General features: G+C 45.5%; 12 protein-coding genes, 1 tRNA gene, 1 other RNA gene and 3 pseudogenes. 8 read left to right on the top strand and 9 right to left on the bottom strand.

The window, feature by feature from the left end:
- The first annotated feature begins 251 nt into the window (after positions 1 to 251).
- A tRNA-Thr gene (locus NDI42_RS13080) sits at positions 252 to 323 on the top strand.
- Between the two features lie 44 nt (positions 324 to 367).
- Here the strand turns inward: NDI42_RS13080 and NDI42_RS13075 are convergent.
- The 4 genes and pseudogenes from NDI42_RS13075 to NDI42_RS13060 form a co-directional block, all read right to left on the bottom strand.
- Positions 368 to 1,126 (bottom strand): hypothetical protein, encoded by a 759-nt coding sequence (locus tag NDI42_RS13075; RefSeq protein WP_190459309.1) that lies wholly within the window; start codon positions 1,124 to 1,126, stop codon positions 368 to 370.
- A gap of 5 nt (positions 1,127 to 1,131) precedes the next feature.
- Positions 1,132 to 1,707 (bottom strand): annotated as a pseudogene (locus tag NDI42_RS13070) (cytochrome P450); the annotation flags it as partial.
- A 7-nt stretch (positions 1,708 to 1,714) separates the two neighbouring features.
- A pseudogene (locus NDI42_RS13065) lies at positions 1,715 to 1,876 on the bottom strand (IS630 family transposase); the annotation flags it as partial.
- A pseudogene (locus tag NDI42_RS13060) lies at positions 1,875 to 2,048 on the bottom strand (helix-turn-helix domain-containing protein); the annotation flags it as partial. The pseudogenes NDI42_RS13060 and NDI42_RS13065, both read right to left, overlap by 2 nt.
- 230 nt (positions 2,049 to 2,278) lie before the next feature.
- On the opposite strand from NDI42_RS13060, the gene NDI42_RS13055 reads away from it, so the two are divergent.
- The gene (locus tag NDI42_RS13055; protein WP_190459302.1) at positions 2,279 to 3,343 is read left to right on the top strand and encodes a vWA domain-containing protein; all 1,065 of its coding nucleotides are present in this window, start codon (positions 2,279 to 2,281) and stop codon (positions 3,341 to 3,343) included.
- A gap of 98 nt (positions 3,344 to 3,441) precedes the next feature.
- Here NDI42_RS13055 and NDI42_RS13050 read toward each other — a convergent pair whose 3' ends face one another.
- On the bottom strand, positions 3,442 to 3,654 hold the full coding sequence (locus NDI42_RS13050; protein WP_190459300.1) for a hypothetical protein: 213 nt from the start codon (positions 3,652 to 3,654) through the stop codon (positions 3,442 to 3,444).
- A gap of 438 nt (positions 3,655 to 4,092) precedes the next feature.
- Positions 4,093 to 5,778, bottom strand: coding sequence for a dihydroxy-acid dehydratase (ilvD, locus tag NDI42_RS13045; RefSeq protein ID WP_190459297.1), 1,686 nt, complete (start codon positions 5,776 to 5,778; stop codon positions 4,093 to 4,095).
- 495 nt (positions 5,779 to 6,273) lie between these two features.
- On the opposite strand from ilvD, the gene NDI42_RS13040 reads away from it, so the two are divergent.
- The 3 genes from NDI42_RS13040 to NDI42_RS13030 all read left to right on the top strand — a co-directional run bounded on the left by NDI42_RS13040 (position 6,274) and on the right by NDI42_RS13030 (position 8,062).
- A complete protein-coding gene (locus tag NDI42_RS13040; RefSeq protein WP_348231408.1) occupies positions 6,274 to 6,531 on the top strand; it encodes a hypothetical protein in 258 nt (85 codons plus the stop codon).
- Positions 6,532 to 7,368, top strand: a complete 837-nt coding sequence (locus NDI42_RS13035; protein ID WP_190422240.1) for a pentapeptide repeat-containing protein — start codon at positions 6,532 to 6,534, stop codon at positions 7,366 to 7,368.
- A gap of 97 nt (positions 7,369 to 7,465) precedes the next feature.
- Positions 7,466 to 8,062 carry a pentapeptide repeat-containing protein gene (locus NDI42_RS13030; RefSeq protein WP_190459295.1) on the top strand — a complete coding sequence of 199 codons (597 nt, stop codon included), beginning with the start codon at positions 7,466 to 7,468 and terminating at the stop codon, positions 8,060 to 8,062.
- A 101-nt stretch (positions 8,063 to 8,163) separates the two neighbouring features.
- Here NDI42_RS13030 and NDI42_RS13025 read toward each other — a convergent pair whose 3' ends face one another.
- The 3 genes from NDI42_RS13025 to NDI42_RS13015 form a co-directional block, all read right to left on the bottom strand.
- Positions 8,164 to 8,607, bottom strand: coding sequence for a CAAD domain-containing protein (locus tag NDI42_RS13025; RefSeq protein WP_242017830.1), 444 nt, complete (start codon positions 8,605 to 8,607; stop codon positions 8,164 to 8,166).
- 371 nt (positions 8,608 to 8,978) lie between these two features.
- Positions 8,979 to 10,055 carry a tetratricopeptide repeat protein gene (locus NDI42_RS13020; RefSeq protein ID WP_190459291.1) on the bottom strand — a complete coding sequence of 359 codons (1,077 nt, stop codon included), beginning with the start codon at positions 10,053 to 10,055 and terminating at the stop codon, positions 8,979 to 8,981.
- 217 nt (positions 10,056 to 10,272) lie between these two features.
- Positions 10,273 to 11,151, bottom strand: coding sequence for a 6-pyruvoyl trahydropterin synthase family protein (locus NDI42_RS13015; protein ID WP_190459289.1), 879 nt, complete (start codon positions 11,149 to 11,151; stop codon positions 10,273 to 10,275).
- Positions 11,152 to 11,336: 185 nt separating this feature from the next.
- On the opposite strand from NDI42_RS13015, the gene rnpB reads away from it, so the two are divergent.
- From rnpB to NDI42_RS13000, 3 genes are all read left to right on the top strand, one after another.
- Positions 11,337 to 11,732: RNase P RNA component class A (gene rnpB, locus NDI42_RS13010), an RNA gene on the top strand.
- A 104-nt stretch (positions 11,733 to 11,836) separates the two neighbouring features.
- Positions 11,837 to 12,550 (top strand): ribonuclease III, encoded by a 714-nt coding sequence (gene rnc / locus NDI42_RS13005; protein ID WP_190459287.1) that lies wholly within the window; start codon positions 11,837 to 11,839, stop codon positions 12,548 to 12,550.
- A 253-nt stretch (positions 12,551 to 12,803) separates the two neighbouring features.
- Positions 12,804 to 13,916 carry a Gfo/Idh/MocA family protein gene (locus tag NDI42_RS13000; protein ID WP_190459286.1) on the top strand — a complete coding sequence of 371 codons (1,113 nt, stop codon included), beginning with the start codon at positions 12,804 to 12,806 and terminating at the stop codon, positions 13,914 to 13,916.
- Positions 13,917 to 13,930: the final 14 nt, after the last annotated feature.

Below are 13,930 nucleotides of genomic sequence, written 5' to 3'. Positions count from 1 at the left end.
GGTGCTATTTATGCCAATGCCTAAAAAGCCGCGAACCAGATGCTTGAACTGTGAAAGAGAGACTAAAAGAGCAGAGGTACAAGTATTGTGATAACTTCTGTATGAATGACGATAAGTACATACTTTATGTAGTATTCTTTCAGCCGTGTAAGTTGTGTTAGCTGACTTCGGTGGCGATCGCGTAATCTAAAGAAATTAATGGTGAGTCAGGGTTGCAAATTGAGCGCAACTTTGCTATACTTAATTACTGTGCTGGTGTAGCTCAGTGGTAGAGCAGCGGTTTTGTAAACCGCCGGTCGCAGGTTCAAATCCCGTCACCAGCTTTATTTCAGGTGATCGCTATTAAAAGCCACCGTGAATAAAACTATTAATTATCTTTATCGGAAGCAAGAATTACTCTAAGTTCCTGTAATAGGTCGTTTTGCTCCTGCCTAATTGCCTCTAGTCTGGTAAGAATAGATGTCAGTCTTTCTTTATCTTCGTGGCTGATTGATGTCGAGATTTCAGGATTAAAATTTAGTACATTCGCTTCGTGCTGTTTAATTGGCAATCTCCCAACTCCGAAATTACCAAGCGGTTTAAAGCTGGTTACTAAAAAATAAATTAGCTTGAAAGGGGCTTGTAGTATATACAAGAAACCTTTTTCGACAATAGAACCGAATGCCTTAAACAGTTGCCAGAAAAGAAAAATAACTAATAGAAGGATAATTGCGCTAAGAATTGGGTGATTAACTCCCCAAAGTAGTGCTTTAGTTGCCCAGGAAATTACTGGATGAGCATCAATCCAAACCTTGATGGCATCGAGACGGCGCTCTATTAAAGCACTGAGAGATTTGTCAACTTCTGTAGAAACTGCATTGCTAAAATTTTCAGCTTTTTTTAAAGTAACATCAACAGAATCTTTTAAGGAATCTCCTGTTTGCTTTGCAGTTTCCGTTAGCGTATTGACGGCTTTACCTGTTGTAACCGTCAGTTTATCTTTAGCTTGAGCAGCAGTTTCAACACCTTTGTTAGTAACGTCGCTAACGCTGGAAGCTGCTTTTTCCGCCTTTTCAATCAGAGAATCTTTGGTATTTTGAAAGACTTCAGAAAGGCTTTCAAATTTATTATCAAGTGCTAATGCCATACAATTCACAACTGCTGGAAATGAACGCGCAGCCAATCTTTGGGGCAACAGATGGGAACTTGTACAGAATCTAAACTTTGATTGGGTACAAGTTCCCACTGGTAGCCGTGCAGTAAATGGGCGGCGACTATTTTCATTTTGGCAAATGCAGTTCCAACAGAGATTCTAGACCCGCCACCGAAACCAATTAAACTAAAAGGACGCTGTTTGTGTTCTTGGCGTTGGGGGCTGAAGCGGTCTGGATCGAAACGCTCTGGTTCGGGGTAAATTGTGGGTATGCGATGGGTTGCTAGAATTGAATGTAGCGCCATCCACCCGGCGGGAACATGGTAGCCTTTAAACTCAAAGGGTTTGATGACACCGCGAAAGCCGCCACCGACTGGCGGATGCAGTCGTTCAATTTCGCAGAAAATTTGTTCTAAATAAGGCATTTGCCCTAATTGTTCTAGACTAACTTGAAGAGTAGCAAATTGCTGTTGTTCAACTCTTGCGGGTTGCAAAACTTCTGGGTGACGGGCTAACTCTAGGCAGAACCAAATGAGCATTGAGGTGGTGGTTTTATGCCCTGCAAATAGTAATATAGGACTCCTATTTGATTTTTGAAAAAAGTCCGGACATCTGAAGAGAGGAAAAATCAAAGCTGGTGTTTCGGATAAACCACTCAAACATCCACTTTAAATGAGACTATGTTGGAATCAAAGCACACAAAGGTCGCACCCACGTTTTCGTCTGCAACCAGGTATCCTCAATCTATTCCCTGTTGTTCATAAGCTTGTTTCCATCCAGTTATCGAACCGAGTGATACATCTAAAATTGTCTGAATTTCTTCATAGATATATTCTTGATAAACCAGCTTGAGAGCCAACGCTTTTCTGGCCTCACGGGCATCTGGATGCATCCTTATAAATTCTTGTAGTTCGCTCTCGCGCGGCACCTACTCTGGGCGGGACAATTTCGATTTATAGATGCTAGTTTATCATCGTCTGTTATTATAGTTGTGTACTCCTCCGTATTTTATCGTAATCTTTTTCAAAAATCAAACCAGATTCCTATATAGATTTAAGTGTAAAATAGATAACCGATAGGTTATATGTTTGGTTCGAGCTTAGTGATAACTGTCCTTGACCAAGTTTTCAGGAATAAAAAATAGAAATGACCAGAGGTAAAGGTTTTATATTTTCCATATTTTTTGCTTTAATTATCTCATTCTTTCTAGTAATTCTAGGTAAAAGTGAAGTTAATTCTTCCCCGACTTCAACTTATAGTCCTAGAATTAGCTCTGGCAGCCCTCTTATGATACTTCTAGATAACTCTGGTAGTATGGGAAAGTGTTCTCAAAAAGATGCTCAAGGTAAATGCTTTGAAGAAATTCCGAACAGAATAGATATTGTTAAAGAGGCAATTCGCGAACGTATTAATCAATCAGATATGGCATCTACAAAAATTGGATTAGTAGAATTTGGAAACTATAAATCTTATGGAACAAAAGAAAGAAGCTGTGAAGCTGTAAAAACGTTAACTAATTTAGAAATTAATAATAATCGAAAAATTAATGAAGGATTAGGCCAAATTCAAGCTAATGATGATGGACCTACCCCCATTAGCTATGCAATCAAATCTGTAGTTGCTGATTTGGAATCTCAGCATTTATTGCCTGCTAGAATCTTGGTGATTACTGATGGTGAACCTAACTGCAAACCAGAAACTAAGGAACCGTGGTTCTGTGGAATCATTGGTACTTTTGCAAATAATCAACCACCCGTTGAAATTAAAGTAGATATTATAGGTTATAAAGCCACAGGTAAAGATGGAGAATTTCTTGAGTGCGCGAAAAAATACCCTGATTTTTTCTATTATTGGGGGTCAGCCAATAGTCCCCCAGAATTGGCTCGTAAACTTAAAGATGCTATACCAGTTCCAAATCCTTCGACAACACCACCTTCAACCCCAACAACAGGAACCTCACCTTCAATCTCTCCTACTTTTCCTCCTCCTCTTCCAAATCCTTCGACAACATCACCTTCAACCACAACAACAGTAACCTCACCTTCAATTCCTCCTGATTGCAAATTGAAAACTTTTATTGCCATACCTTTATTTCTAATCTCTTTCGTAATATTTATAACTCTTTTTATAAGAGGTCAGGTAAAAATAGTAGCTACAGTAGCAGCAGTTGTGGCTGCTCTAGCAGCAATTGTACAAGCTTTACCATGTTGAACCTCAGTGCGATAGGTCAAACCTAGAGGGCCAGCCCAGTAAAAACTCTTGACACAAAAACCAACATAAATTTTGAAAGTATTCGGTCATCCTTCGCGTCACGAAAAACAATTCATGTGGCTAGAAAGGATAACTTCTGCTGCTTCTGGGCCTACCATAACTACAGTTGGTCTGGCAATTAGACGAGTCTTAAAGATAAAACCGTATTGCTGGTAGCGCTTTTCGATAAAGTTGGGGTCTGACAAAAACTCCAGTGTCTCGCCAATTATAGGCACACCGACTTGGACTGGAGTAAATTGATAGTTGTCCATCAATAGGTAATGTTATAAATTCTGAAAAATCAAGTTTGTATCTATATTATTGTTTTGAGAAACTTTCTCAAAAAGCCATCTACTTCAGGAATGGGTTTAGTTGTTTATGTGAACTAAGTTAAAGTTTTTTCTGTTCTGTGTTCCAAGCCTCTGTACTTCTGGGAATCCTAAGATTATAGAACTTGGATCAAAAGCAGTGGGATACTACGACTTTAACGATCATTTTTGGTCGCCGCAGGAAGTTTGTGGCAAGGTGTCAAAAAAAGATGCTCCAAAACGATTTTGGAAAACGTGGAAACTGGTAGAAGTTGTTGCGACTAGCCTAAAACGCTGTTCATTTGGCCGATTATAGAGATTTAAGTAAAGGTTTTTGGGTAGATGCAGGGGAAAATAAAATTCCTCTGCATCTAATCATGAATAGACAAGCGAATTCACTTATCAACCTAAGTTTAAATCTGTCACCGCACCAACACTGCTAGACGATACCAATTTGGCATATTTTGCCAATACGCCCTTTGTATAACGGGGTGTGGGTGGTTGCCAAGCAGCACGTCGCCGCTGTAATTCTTCGTCGGTGACGTTGAGGTTTAACAGCCGATTTGGTGCGTCTATGGTAATGCTATCGCCTTCTTCAACGAGAGCGATCGCGCCCCCTACAGCCGCCTCTGGTGCCACATGACCGACTACCATCCCATATGTACCGCCCGAAAAGCGTCCGTCGGTAATCAAGCCTACAGCATCTCCCAAGCCAGCACCGATAAGGGCAGAAGTAGGAGCCAGCATTTCCCTCATTCCCGGGCCACCTTTGGGGCCTTCGTAACGAATCACCAGCACATCACCACGATTAATCTTGCCCGCCAGAATTGCCTGTAAGCAAGCTTCCTCTGATTCAAACACCCGCGCGGGGCCTGTCATTGTCGGTATTTTGACTCCGGTAATTTTAGCGACAGCGCCCTCTGTTGCCAAATTTCCTCTCAGGATGGCTAAGTGTCCTTGTGCATACATGGGGTTATTCCAAGGACGGATGACATCTTGGTTAGGGGATGGCTCCTCTGGCACATCGGTCAATACTTCGGCGATTGTTTGCCCGGTTACGGTAAGGGCATCGCCGTGCAGTAGACCGCGTACCAGGAGCATCTTCATTACCTGCGGTATTCCACCAGCTTTGTGTAAATCATTTGCTACATAGCGACCGCTAGGTTTGAGATCGCACAGTACGGGAACTTTGGCGCGAATTGTTTCAAAGTCGTCCAGAGTTAATTCGACGCCGACGGCATTAGCGATCGCCAGCAAATGCAAAACGGCATTTGTGGAACCACCCACTGCCATAATCACAGAAATGGCATTTTCAAAAGCCTGGCGGGTGAGAATCTGACGCGGCAAAATTTGTTTTTTAATTGCCTCTACCAGCACAAAGGCAGATTTTTCGGCACTGTCGGCTTTTTCTGCATCTTCTGCTGCCATCGTCGAGGAATAAGGCAAACTCATGCCCATTACCTCAAAAGCACTAGACATGGTATTGGCAGTGTACATTCCGCCACAAGAACCAGCACCAGGGCAAGCCTTGCGTTCTACTTCCTGTAACTCCATCTCGTCAATTTTCCCAGCGCTGAATTGTCCGACAGCTTCAAAGGAACTGACCACAGTCAAATCGCGCCCGTTGTGATGACCCGGTTTAATCGTACCGCCGTAGACGAAAATGGCGGGAATATTGATTCGAGCGATCGCAATCATCGCTCCTGGCATATTCTTATCGCAACCGCCAATTGCCAGTACCCCATCCATACTTTGCCCGTTACAGACTGTTTCAATCGAGTCTGCAATTACTTCTCGCGACACCAGGGAATATTTCATTCCCTCCGTCCCCATCGAAATGCCGTCACTGATAGTAATCGTGCCGAACTTCTGAGGCATCGCACCAGCTTCTTTAGCCCCACTCTCAGCCCGTGAAGCCAACTCGTTTAACCCCATATTGCATGGAGTAATAGTGCTGTACCCATTGGCAATGCCTACAATGGGTTTAGTGAAATCCCGATCCCCAAAACCCACAGCACGCAACATCGCCCGGTTGGGCGATCGCTGTACGCCTTGGGTTACGACTTGGCTCCTAAAATTGTCCGGCATTCTCTATCCTTTACTGGCTATCAGCCATTACTCGAAGAGCTTTGATTTTCTTGGCGCTTGAGACCAAAATCTCTCTATTAACTAGATTACAGGAATCTTCCTGTGAAATAGCTGTCTTTTGAGTGCTGATAAGCGCCGAAGTATTTTGTAACAATTAGACTTAACTTAACGGACTAGAGCAGTCAAGTTACGAATAGGATTTTGTAGCAAATTTTGACACTAGCAATAGCGGTTATCTGGATGACTAAGGCGATGCCAATGTCCGAAATCGCGAGTTCGTTAGCTCTTGCGAGATAAGAGTGACTTTCTCCCACCCTAAAGCTTACGGTTATAGTGTAAGCTCTGCCGAACTCGCGGCTACTAGCTCTTGAAAGTTCCCATGACCGCCGACGAGAGCATCTACATCGGCTGTCTAACAATTAAGTAAGCCGACCCTGACTCAAACGAGATATCCACCGTTTTTGAGTCTCGATCAAAGTGAAGGATCTAATACAAATGTCCGCTGTACCTTTTTACCCAAAAGGTTTTACGCCCTCAAGGTTTCACGATGAGTACAACTTCCTACCTCAACGTGTCTTGGTTCCGTGTGAAAACTTCAAATTTTCGATTCCGACACCGATTTTTGGTGTTGATTTTCTATCATTCCACTATTGGGCGGTGGGTATAGAGCGCGATCGCCAATCACCAGACGCTATAGGAAAGAGCTTGAGAGCCTTTTTATCAATAGCGGCAGTACCTATGAGGGAGGTCTAGATGGATGCCGATGAAGTGAAACAGCTCTACGCCGCAGGTCAAAGGGATTTTCGGGAAGTAAACCTGCGGAAGGCAGACCTGATGGGCATTGACCTTAGCGAAGTCAACTTACGAGGGGCGGATCTGCGCGAGGCTAACCTGATTGGGGCATTAATGATCGGCGTTAACCTCCGAGAAGCGAATATGGCTGGTGCCATCCTACGTGCTAACCTGAGCGAGGCTAACCTGATTGGAGCCAACCTGAGCGAGGCGAATCTGAGTGAGGCGAATTTGAGCGATGCTAGCCTGCGAGCCGCAAATATGAGTGGAGCCAACCTGAGAGGAGCTAACCTGAATTACGCTCTTTTAAGTGAAACTATTCTCCGCGATGCCAATCTCAGTGGAGCAAAACTCATGTATGCACCCTTGAGTCGAGCCAATTTGACGAATGCCATCTTAGTTGGAGCCAACATGGAAGGTGCTAACTTGACGAATGCCATCCTGATTGGAGCCAACATGGAAAAGGCAAATTTATCCAACGCTATCTTGAATGGAGCGTCTGGCATTGGAGCGAACCTAACTGCGGCAGACTTGAGCCGAGCTAATCTAAGCGGAACCAATCTGACAAATGTCAATTTGTCTAAGGCAAATCTTAGAGGAGCAAATATATCTTGGGCAACCCTGCGGGGAGCTAATCTCAGCGGAGCCAACCTGTACCGGTCAAAATTATGCTGGTCAAACCTGACTGGGGCAATTTTAACTGAAGCTGTTTTGATCGATGCCAACCTAAATCGGGTTAACCTCCGCGATGCGGACATGAGCGGTGCCATAATGCCTAATGCAGCCACTCACGAATAGCTACCGAGTTGTGCGATTTTAGATTGAAGAATTGGCGATTAATGTATCCCAAATTCTTAATTTCAAGCTAATCGGAAGCAATTTAGAGGCAGTAAATATGGATGAAGATGAAATTTTAAAGCGATATGCTGCTGGAGAACGGGATTTCCGGGAAGTGGATCTCAAAGGAGCCAACCTAGAAGGAGCCAACCTGCGTCAGAGCGATTTAAGGGAAGCAATTTTAGAGGGTGTCAACTTGGTGGGAGCCAACCTGCGGGGGGTAAACCTGAGCAAAGCCGATCTCAGCGGAGCTAACTTGAGCCGGTCTGACCTTACTGGTGCTGATTTAACAGGTGCCGATCTAATTGGGACGAATTTTGATAATGCTAGATTAATTGGTGCCAGACTGGTTAAAACTGAACCGATTGGAGCTGAACTCTCCGGAGCCAACTTGACGGGGGCGAATCTGACTGGGGCAGATTTGAGAAGGGCAAACCTGAGCTATGCTAACCTCAGCGATGCGATCCTTTGTCAAGCCAACCTGAGTAGCGCCTTACTAATTGGGGTTAATCTGAACAGAACCGACTTAATGGAAGCGAATCTAACTCAAGCCGACTTAACTGAAACCGACCTGAGTGGAGCGGATTTGAGCGGGGCAAATTTGGAAGGGGCGGTCGTGCCGATAGTCGGCGATCGCTCTACTTTAAATTTATGAGCTACAGAGAAGCGATCGTCACTCGAATGCGATCGCCCTCTACTATTGATTTGTAGAGACGCGAGGAGCATCGCGTCTCTACTTTTTTGAGCATAGAAAATTTACTGGCTCATGGTATCTTGACCGATAACTTGCCCCTTGAGAGTTTTAAACTCTTCTGATAGCTCCTGACGATTAGAGGCCCGCAGTAGATAACGGTACACAAACCAAGCTGAGTAGCCAATTCCTACCAGTTCAAAAGTAGGCGCTAGCAGGGGAATATCATTGATTGCATCCAGCACCGCCAACGTCACCTTAACGGTGATGACACTAGCCAATATCAGACCCAACGTGGTAAGCGGACGCTGGTACTCGGAGAAAAACTCACCCAAGTACTCTGGTAATTCTGCGAAGAATCCGGAAATTTGTTCTCCAATTTGCCGCCACTTTTCTGATGATTCGCTGGCTGGGGGTAGTGCTGCCAAGCCCCCCGGTGCGTCAACTTTCACTTCTACCTTGGTCTTCTCAGCATCTGGGGCGATATCAGAATATTCAGACGTTTGCATGGTATCCATTTCCTCCATATGGTTGTCTTAAGTACCACTGTTTATCGTTTATGCAAAACAGCTGGGTACAATTACGGGGTGAATTACTTTTGCTCATATTATCAGACACCCCTGAAATACTTCATTGACTCCAGCATTTTTTCTGTTAAAACTTAGTGATAATCCGGACTGAGGCGGCCATACATCCCCCAAAAGCGGGACTAGAGGAAATTAAAGATTAAAAAAATAAAAAAACTTTTTTGCTGGCTATTAGTTTCAGGTAGATGAATGAGAAACAAGAGCCTACAGGTATACGGTGGAGGTATTTCTTGAGAACGCCAAAAAAAATACCTGGAATCAACCTGGAATCAATAAGCTAATTTAATTAATTTTTAACTATTCATTAAACCTTGATGGTCGTATTCCATCACTTTCGCGTAGTCGCCCAAAGCATAGCAAGCGACTCTGAGACTTCCTAGAGCCTGCCCCTCTATCCGGCGGTCTTGGAGGACTCGTGCCATGAATAAGCGTTGCTCGTAGTATTCAATTGCTGTAGCGTAGTCTCCCAGTGCCTCGTAAGCTACTCCTAGATGGGAAAGTGCCTGCTCTTGGGCGCGGGGGTCATTTATAGCAATAGCGATCGCAAGGCGCTGTTTAGCATACTCAATTGCCGCCTGGTAGTCACCTATGGCATAGCAAGCATTCCCCAAGTTTCTCAGAATTTGTGCTTCGACCCGGCGATCGCCACTTTGCTGCACCAGTACCAACCGCTGCTGATAGTAATCAATTGCCTTGGTGTAATCCCCTACGGCATAGCAAGCATTCGCCAGATTTCTCAGGATCTGCCCCTCTGCCTGATCGTCTTGGATATTCCGGGCTACTGTCAAAGCCTGATTCTGGTAGTCAATGGCGTTAATGTAATCTCCTAGAGCCTTGTAAGCTAGTCCGAGATTGTTCAGCGCCGCCACTTCTCCTGTGGAGTCTTTGAGTTCTCGCACCACCATTAGACTCTGTTGCTGATGCTCAACGGCTTTGGCGTGGTTGCCCAGGTGACGGTAAGCATTGCCGATATTTCCAAGCGCCTGACTTTCTAAACGTCGGTCTTGGATGACTTGGGCGATCGCTAAACTTTGCATAGAATACTCAATTGCTTTGGCAAAGTCTCCCAAGGCATAATACACGAGTCCGAGATTGCCAAGGGTTCTTCCCGCTCCCCGTCGGTCTTTGAGTTCGCAGTAGGCTGCGTGAGCCTCTTGAAAAGACTGCACGGCTTGCTCCAATTGACCGTGCTGGTGCTGCTGCACCCCTTGCTCGATCAGTTGGTCGGCTTGCGCCTTTGGTAAATGGTTTTTCGTTCTCCGCACCTCGCTACTAGCGGTGTTATTACTCGTAGACACAAGGGTTTCCCGCCCCTCCTGAGGTATGATGCTTTCTGGTTCGTAGTTGTGGTATGTAACCGGGCAATCCATTTTTTTCTCTCAAGACCTTGATTCGCTAGCACCGCGAAACGGCATGAGGCTATTGTTGTCTCTTTCTATAGTTCCCAAAGTGGCAAGTTAATTTACCATGAGTTGCTCAGATTCTGGGAAAAAGTTTGATAAAGGCAGCAAAAAGCTTGTGTGAAGAACAAAGGGAGGCTAAAGCCTCCCTAATTCTGCTTTCATTGATATCGCGACGGCTGAACCCTCAAGCGGAAACCTGAGTCAGAACGCGATCGCTATTTTGCATCTCAGATGCGTCTGCAACGGTGTCAGTGCAGTAAACTTCACAAGAATTATTCGGGCTTTCAACCAGTTTTATCTTATGTAGCTCAGCTCCTAGTTCCCGAATTGGAGAAGACAGAAGATTGCGAATATGCACGGCGATGTTTTCTGCCGTGGGAACAACTAAGGCAAAATAGGCAATGTCTTTGTTCAGGAACGTATGATCGAACGGCTCTACCACATAGTCATCTACTACCTTTTGCAAAGCCCCTAAATCGACAAGCATCCCAGTGCGCGGGTCAATTTCGCCTTTGACCGTCACTTCCAGATGATAATTGTGACCGTGACCATTGGGACGAGCGCATTTGCCATAAATATCGCAGTTTTCTTCATAACTGAGATCGGGAAGCGCTAGCCGATGAGCAGCGCTAAAGTGAGTAGAAATTGTCAGATAAGCTTCCATACCGTTTCCTTGATAGTCAGCCCAGAGTTCAGGATGTTCAAATAGTTGAATATTTACCAGCGGTAAGTGAGGAGCGAGTCGCTGCCAAATGGTTCGCGCTAGATTTTCTGTTGTGGGTAGAGTTTGTTGAAATTCCGACCAAGCATCGTTTAGATAAGAGAAGTCTAACTGGCTGGTGACTTCCTGCTTGATAACCCGTTTTACCTGTGACAAGTTCTGCACCATGCCATACTGATCCAGTTCGCCCGCCAAGGAGACAAAGAGAACATAATTGTGTCCGTGTCCAGGCGACTGAGTGCAGCGACCAAAGCGCTCAATATTCTCTGCTTCACTCAGTTCTGGCAACCAGTACCGATGACTTGCTGAAAACTGAGCGCGGCGGTTAATGATGCATCTCATATTTTCTTTATCAGTCAAATTGTAAAGTTACATTAAAAGTTCTTTTATCAGGATAATCTAATTTCCGCTGTTGTTCTTTAAGTTTTACTGAAATTGAGTATTTATGCTGAAAAATGTCGGAAAGCAAAGTGATAATTCCGGTAATAGAATAGCGCTTGAGATTATGCAACACTGGATGTTGGGAGAGAGTAGGCGCAGGTGGTTGCGGACTCGTTCATACCGAGTCTGAGGAAAGTCCGGACTCCCGAAAGACCAAACTTGCTGGGTAACGCCCAGTGCGGGCGACCGTGAGGATAGTGCCACAGAAAGATACCGCCAACCAATTTTGGATTTTGGATTTTAGATTCAAAATTGCTTGGTAAGGGTGCAAAGGTGCGGTAAGAGCGCACCAGCAGCGTCGAGAGGCGCTGGCTCGGTAAACCCCGGTTGGGAGCAAGGTAGGAACCACGGTTGGTCTTTTCCCGGTTCCGCTACTTTAACCGCTTGAGGCATCTGGTAACAGGTGTCCCAGATAGATAACCGCCCTCCTGGCGGCACAGCTGCTAGGTAGAACAGAACCCGGCTTATGTCCAACTCTCTCCCTATATTTTTGATTTGGGATTTTAGGGCAAAGCATTTGTGAGCAAAAATTGTAATTAATCTCAGGCAATTATTCAGTGGCAATGCTTCGCCCCTATATCGGTTTATGACTTTCAAAGATCCTCGCCGTCAGAAGCAACTGGAGAAATTCATTCAAAAATTGGGACTCCCAGAACAGGCACCAGTGCAATGGTCGCTTCTTGATTTGGCGCTGACGCACCCAACAGTCTCGCCATCGGGAAATTATGAGCAACTGGAGTTTTTGGGGGATGCAGTAGTGCGGATGGCGGCTTCTGAGTTGTTATGGGAAATTTATCCGAATTGTTCGGTGGGTGAGTTTTCGGCGATTCGGAAGGTATTGGTGAGCGATCGCACTCTCGCCCGAATTGCTGATAGTTATGGGCTGGATCGCTACCTACTGGTTTCGGAAAGTGCTGCTGGCGATAAAGCAGGTTTGACATCGCGGATGGCAGACGCTTTTGAAGCTGTGCTGGGCGCACTCTACCTAAGTACGCATACATTGGAACTGGTGCGCCCGTGGCTTGACCCTCACTTTAAATATCTGTCATCAGAAATCCGCACTGACCCAGCCTACCAAAATTATAAAGATGCCCTGCAAGAATGGACGCAAGCCCATTACCAAACACTTCCAGAGTATCGCGTCAAGGAAACCAGACGGTTTCATGGCGATCCAGAGCGGTTCTCAGCTGAGGTTTGGTTTCAGGGGCGGCTATTAGGTCAAGGCAAAGGACACTCTAAAAAAGCTGCCGAACAAGCTGCGGCTAAGGAGGCTTTTTTAAGCATAGGGGATGAAGAATGAGGGATTGGGGATTGGGAATTGGGAATTGGGGATTGGGAATTGGGAATTGGGAAAAAGTCTTACCTAGCCCCTAGTTCCCAGTCGCTAGCCCCTAGCCCCTAGTCCCTAGCCCCTAGTTCCCAGTCCCCAGTCCCCAGTCCCCAATCCCCAGCCCCTAGTCCCCAGTCCCCAATCCCCAGCCCCCAATCCCCTAGTCCCCAGTTCGGTCAGAAGTTATTCTGGAGTTTAAACTGATTGTTCAAAGTTTAAATTAATGGCTGATAGCTTAGAGAGGATTGGGGTTGCTGTGTTGGGCGCTGGGCGATGGGGAGTACACTTGGTGCGAAATTTTCTGGAGCATCCCCAAGTTCGCCTGGTGGCGGTGGTAGACCATAGCCGCGATCGCTTGGAGGCAGTAAAAAAGCGGTTTGAGTTGAACTCTGATGTTGTTCTGGCAACTGAGTGGTCACAAGTGCGCTTGATGCCAGAAGTTCAGGCAGTAGCGATCGCTACCCCAGCTTCTTCGCACTACAATCTGATCGCTGATGCTTTACGTCTTGGCTATCACGTCCTGGCAGAAAAACCTCTTACCCTCGACCCATCTGAATCTTTGCAACTGTGCGAGTTAGCTCAACAACAGCAGCGGCAACTTTTTGTAGACCACACCTATTTGTTTCACCCGGCTGTTGAGCGTGGCAAAGCTGTAGTTCTCTCAGGCATTTTGGGAGATTTGCGTTATGGTTACGCCGCCCGTACTCATTTAGGGCCAGTGCGCTTTGATGTTGATGCTTTATGGGACTTAGCCATTCACGACATCGCTATTTTTAACAACTGGCTTTCGGAAACACCTACTCAAGTGCAAGCCACTGGTACTGTCTGGCTACAGGAAGCGGAATCCCAAATCCCAAATCCACAATCCGATACCCCTCAATCCCCGCTAAAAAAGGGGGGTCAAAATACAAGCGGTTTGGCTGATTTAGTTTGGGTAACGCTTACCTACCCCAGTGGCTTTCAAGCATTTATTCATCTGTGCTGGCTTAATCCTGATAAACAGCGACGTTTGTGTGTAGCGGGAAGTGAGGGAACTTTGATTTTTGATGAGTTACAGACAGAGACACCCCTAACTATTCAGCATGGACGGTTTGAAAAAACCGATAGTAGTCCTTACACGCCAGTTAATCAAAGCCTTGAAGTGGTTAGCCTGGAACCGGGCGAACCATTAGGAAGAGTTTGCGATCGCTTTCTTTTATCTATCCGCCAAAACCAACCTTCTGAGATTTCTTCTGGATGGGTTGGTGTCCAGCTAGTACAGATTCTCAGTTGTTTGAGCGAATCCTTGCAACAGGGAGGACGAACAGTTATAGTTCCCCAGGCAATTAAAAATTAGGGATTGTTCAATTT

This window comes from Funiculus sociatus GB2-C1 (assembly GCF_039962115.1).
Lineage (GTDB): Bacteria > Cyanobacteriota > Cyanobacteriia > Cyanobacteriales > FACHB-T130 > Funiculus > Funiculus sociatus.
This window is presented reverse-complemented; position numbering and strand designations above follow the sequence as displayed.

Bases quoted from the DNA above. Each gene is read 5' to 3' on its own strand.
- NDI42_RS13050 (WP_190459300.1), bottom strand. From the start codon at position 3,654: ATGGACAACTATCAATTTACTCCAGTCCAAGTCGGTGTGCCTATAATT.
- NDI42_RS13020 (WP_190459291.1), bottom strand. From the start codon at position 10,055: ATGGATTGCCCGGTTACATACCACAACTACGAACCAGAAAGCATCATA.
- NDI42_RS13055 (WP_190459302.1), top strand. From the start codon at position 2,279: ATGACCAGAGGTAAAGGTTTTATATTTTCCATATTTTTTGCTTTAATT.
- rnc (WP_190459287.1), top strand. From the start codon at position 11,837: ATGACTTTCAAAGATCCTCGCCGTCAGAAGCAACTGGAGAAATTCATT.
- NDI42_RS13035 (WP_190422240.1), top strand. From the start codon at position 6,532: ATGGATGCCGATGAAGTGAAACAGCTCTACGCCGCAGGTCAAAGGGAT.
- NDI42_RS13030 (WP_190459295.1), top strand. From the start codon at position 7,466: ATGGATGAAGATGAAATTTTAAAGCGATATGCTGCTGGAGAACGGGAT.
- NDI42_RS13025 (WP_242017830.1), bottom strand. From the start codon at position 8,607: ATGCAAACGTCTGAATATTCTGATATCGCCCCAGATGCTGAGAAGACC.
- ilvD (WP_190459297.1), bottom strand. From the start codon at position 5,778: ATGCCGGACAATTTTAGGAGCCAAGTCGTAACCCAAGGCGTACAGCGA.
- NDI42_RS13000 (WP_190459286.1), top strand. From the start codon at position 12,804: ATGGCTGATAGCTTAGAGAGGATTGGGGTTGCTGTGTTGGGCGCTGGG.
- NDI42_RS13015 (WP_190459289.1), bottom strand. From the start codon at position 11,151: ATGAGATGCATCATTAACCGCCGCGCTCAGTTTTCAGCAAGTCATCGG.
- NDI42_RS13075 (WP_190459309.1), bottom strand. From the start codon at position 1,126: ATGGCATTAGCACTTGATAATAAATTTGAAAGCCTTTCTGAAGTCTTT.
- NDI42_RS13040 (WP_348231408.1), top strand. From the start codon at position 6,274: ATGTCCGCTGTACCTTTTTACCCAAAAGGTTTTACGCCCTCAAGGTTT.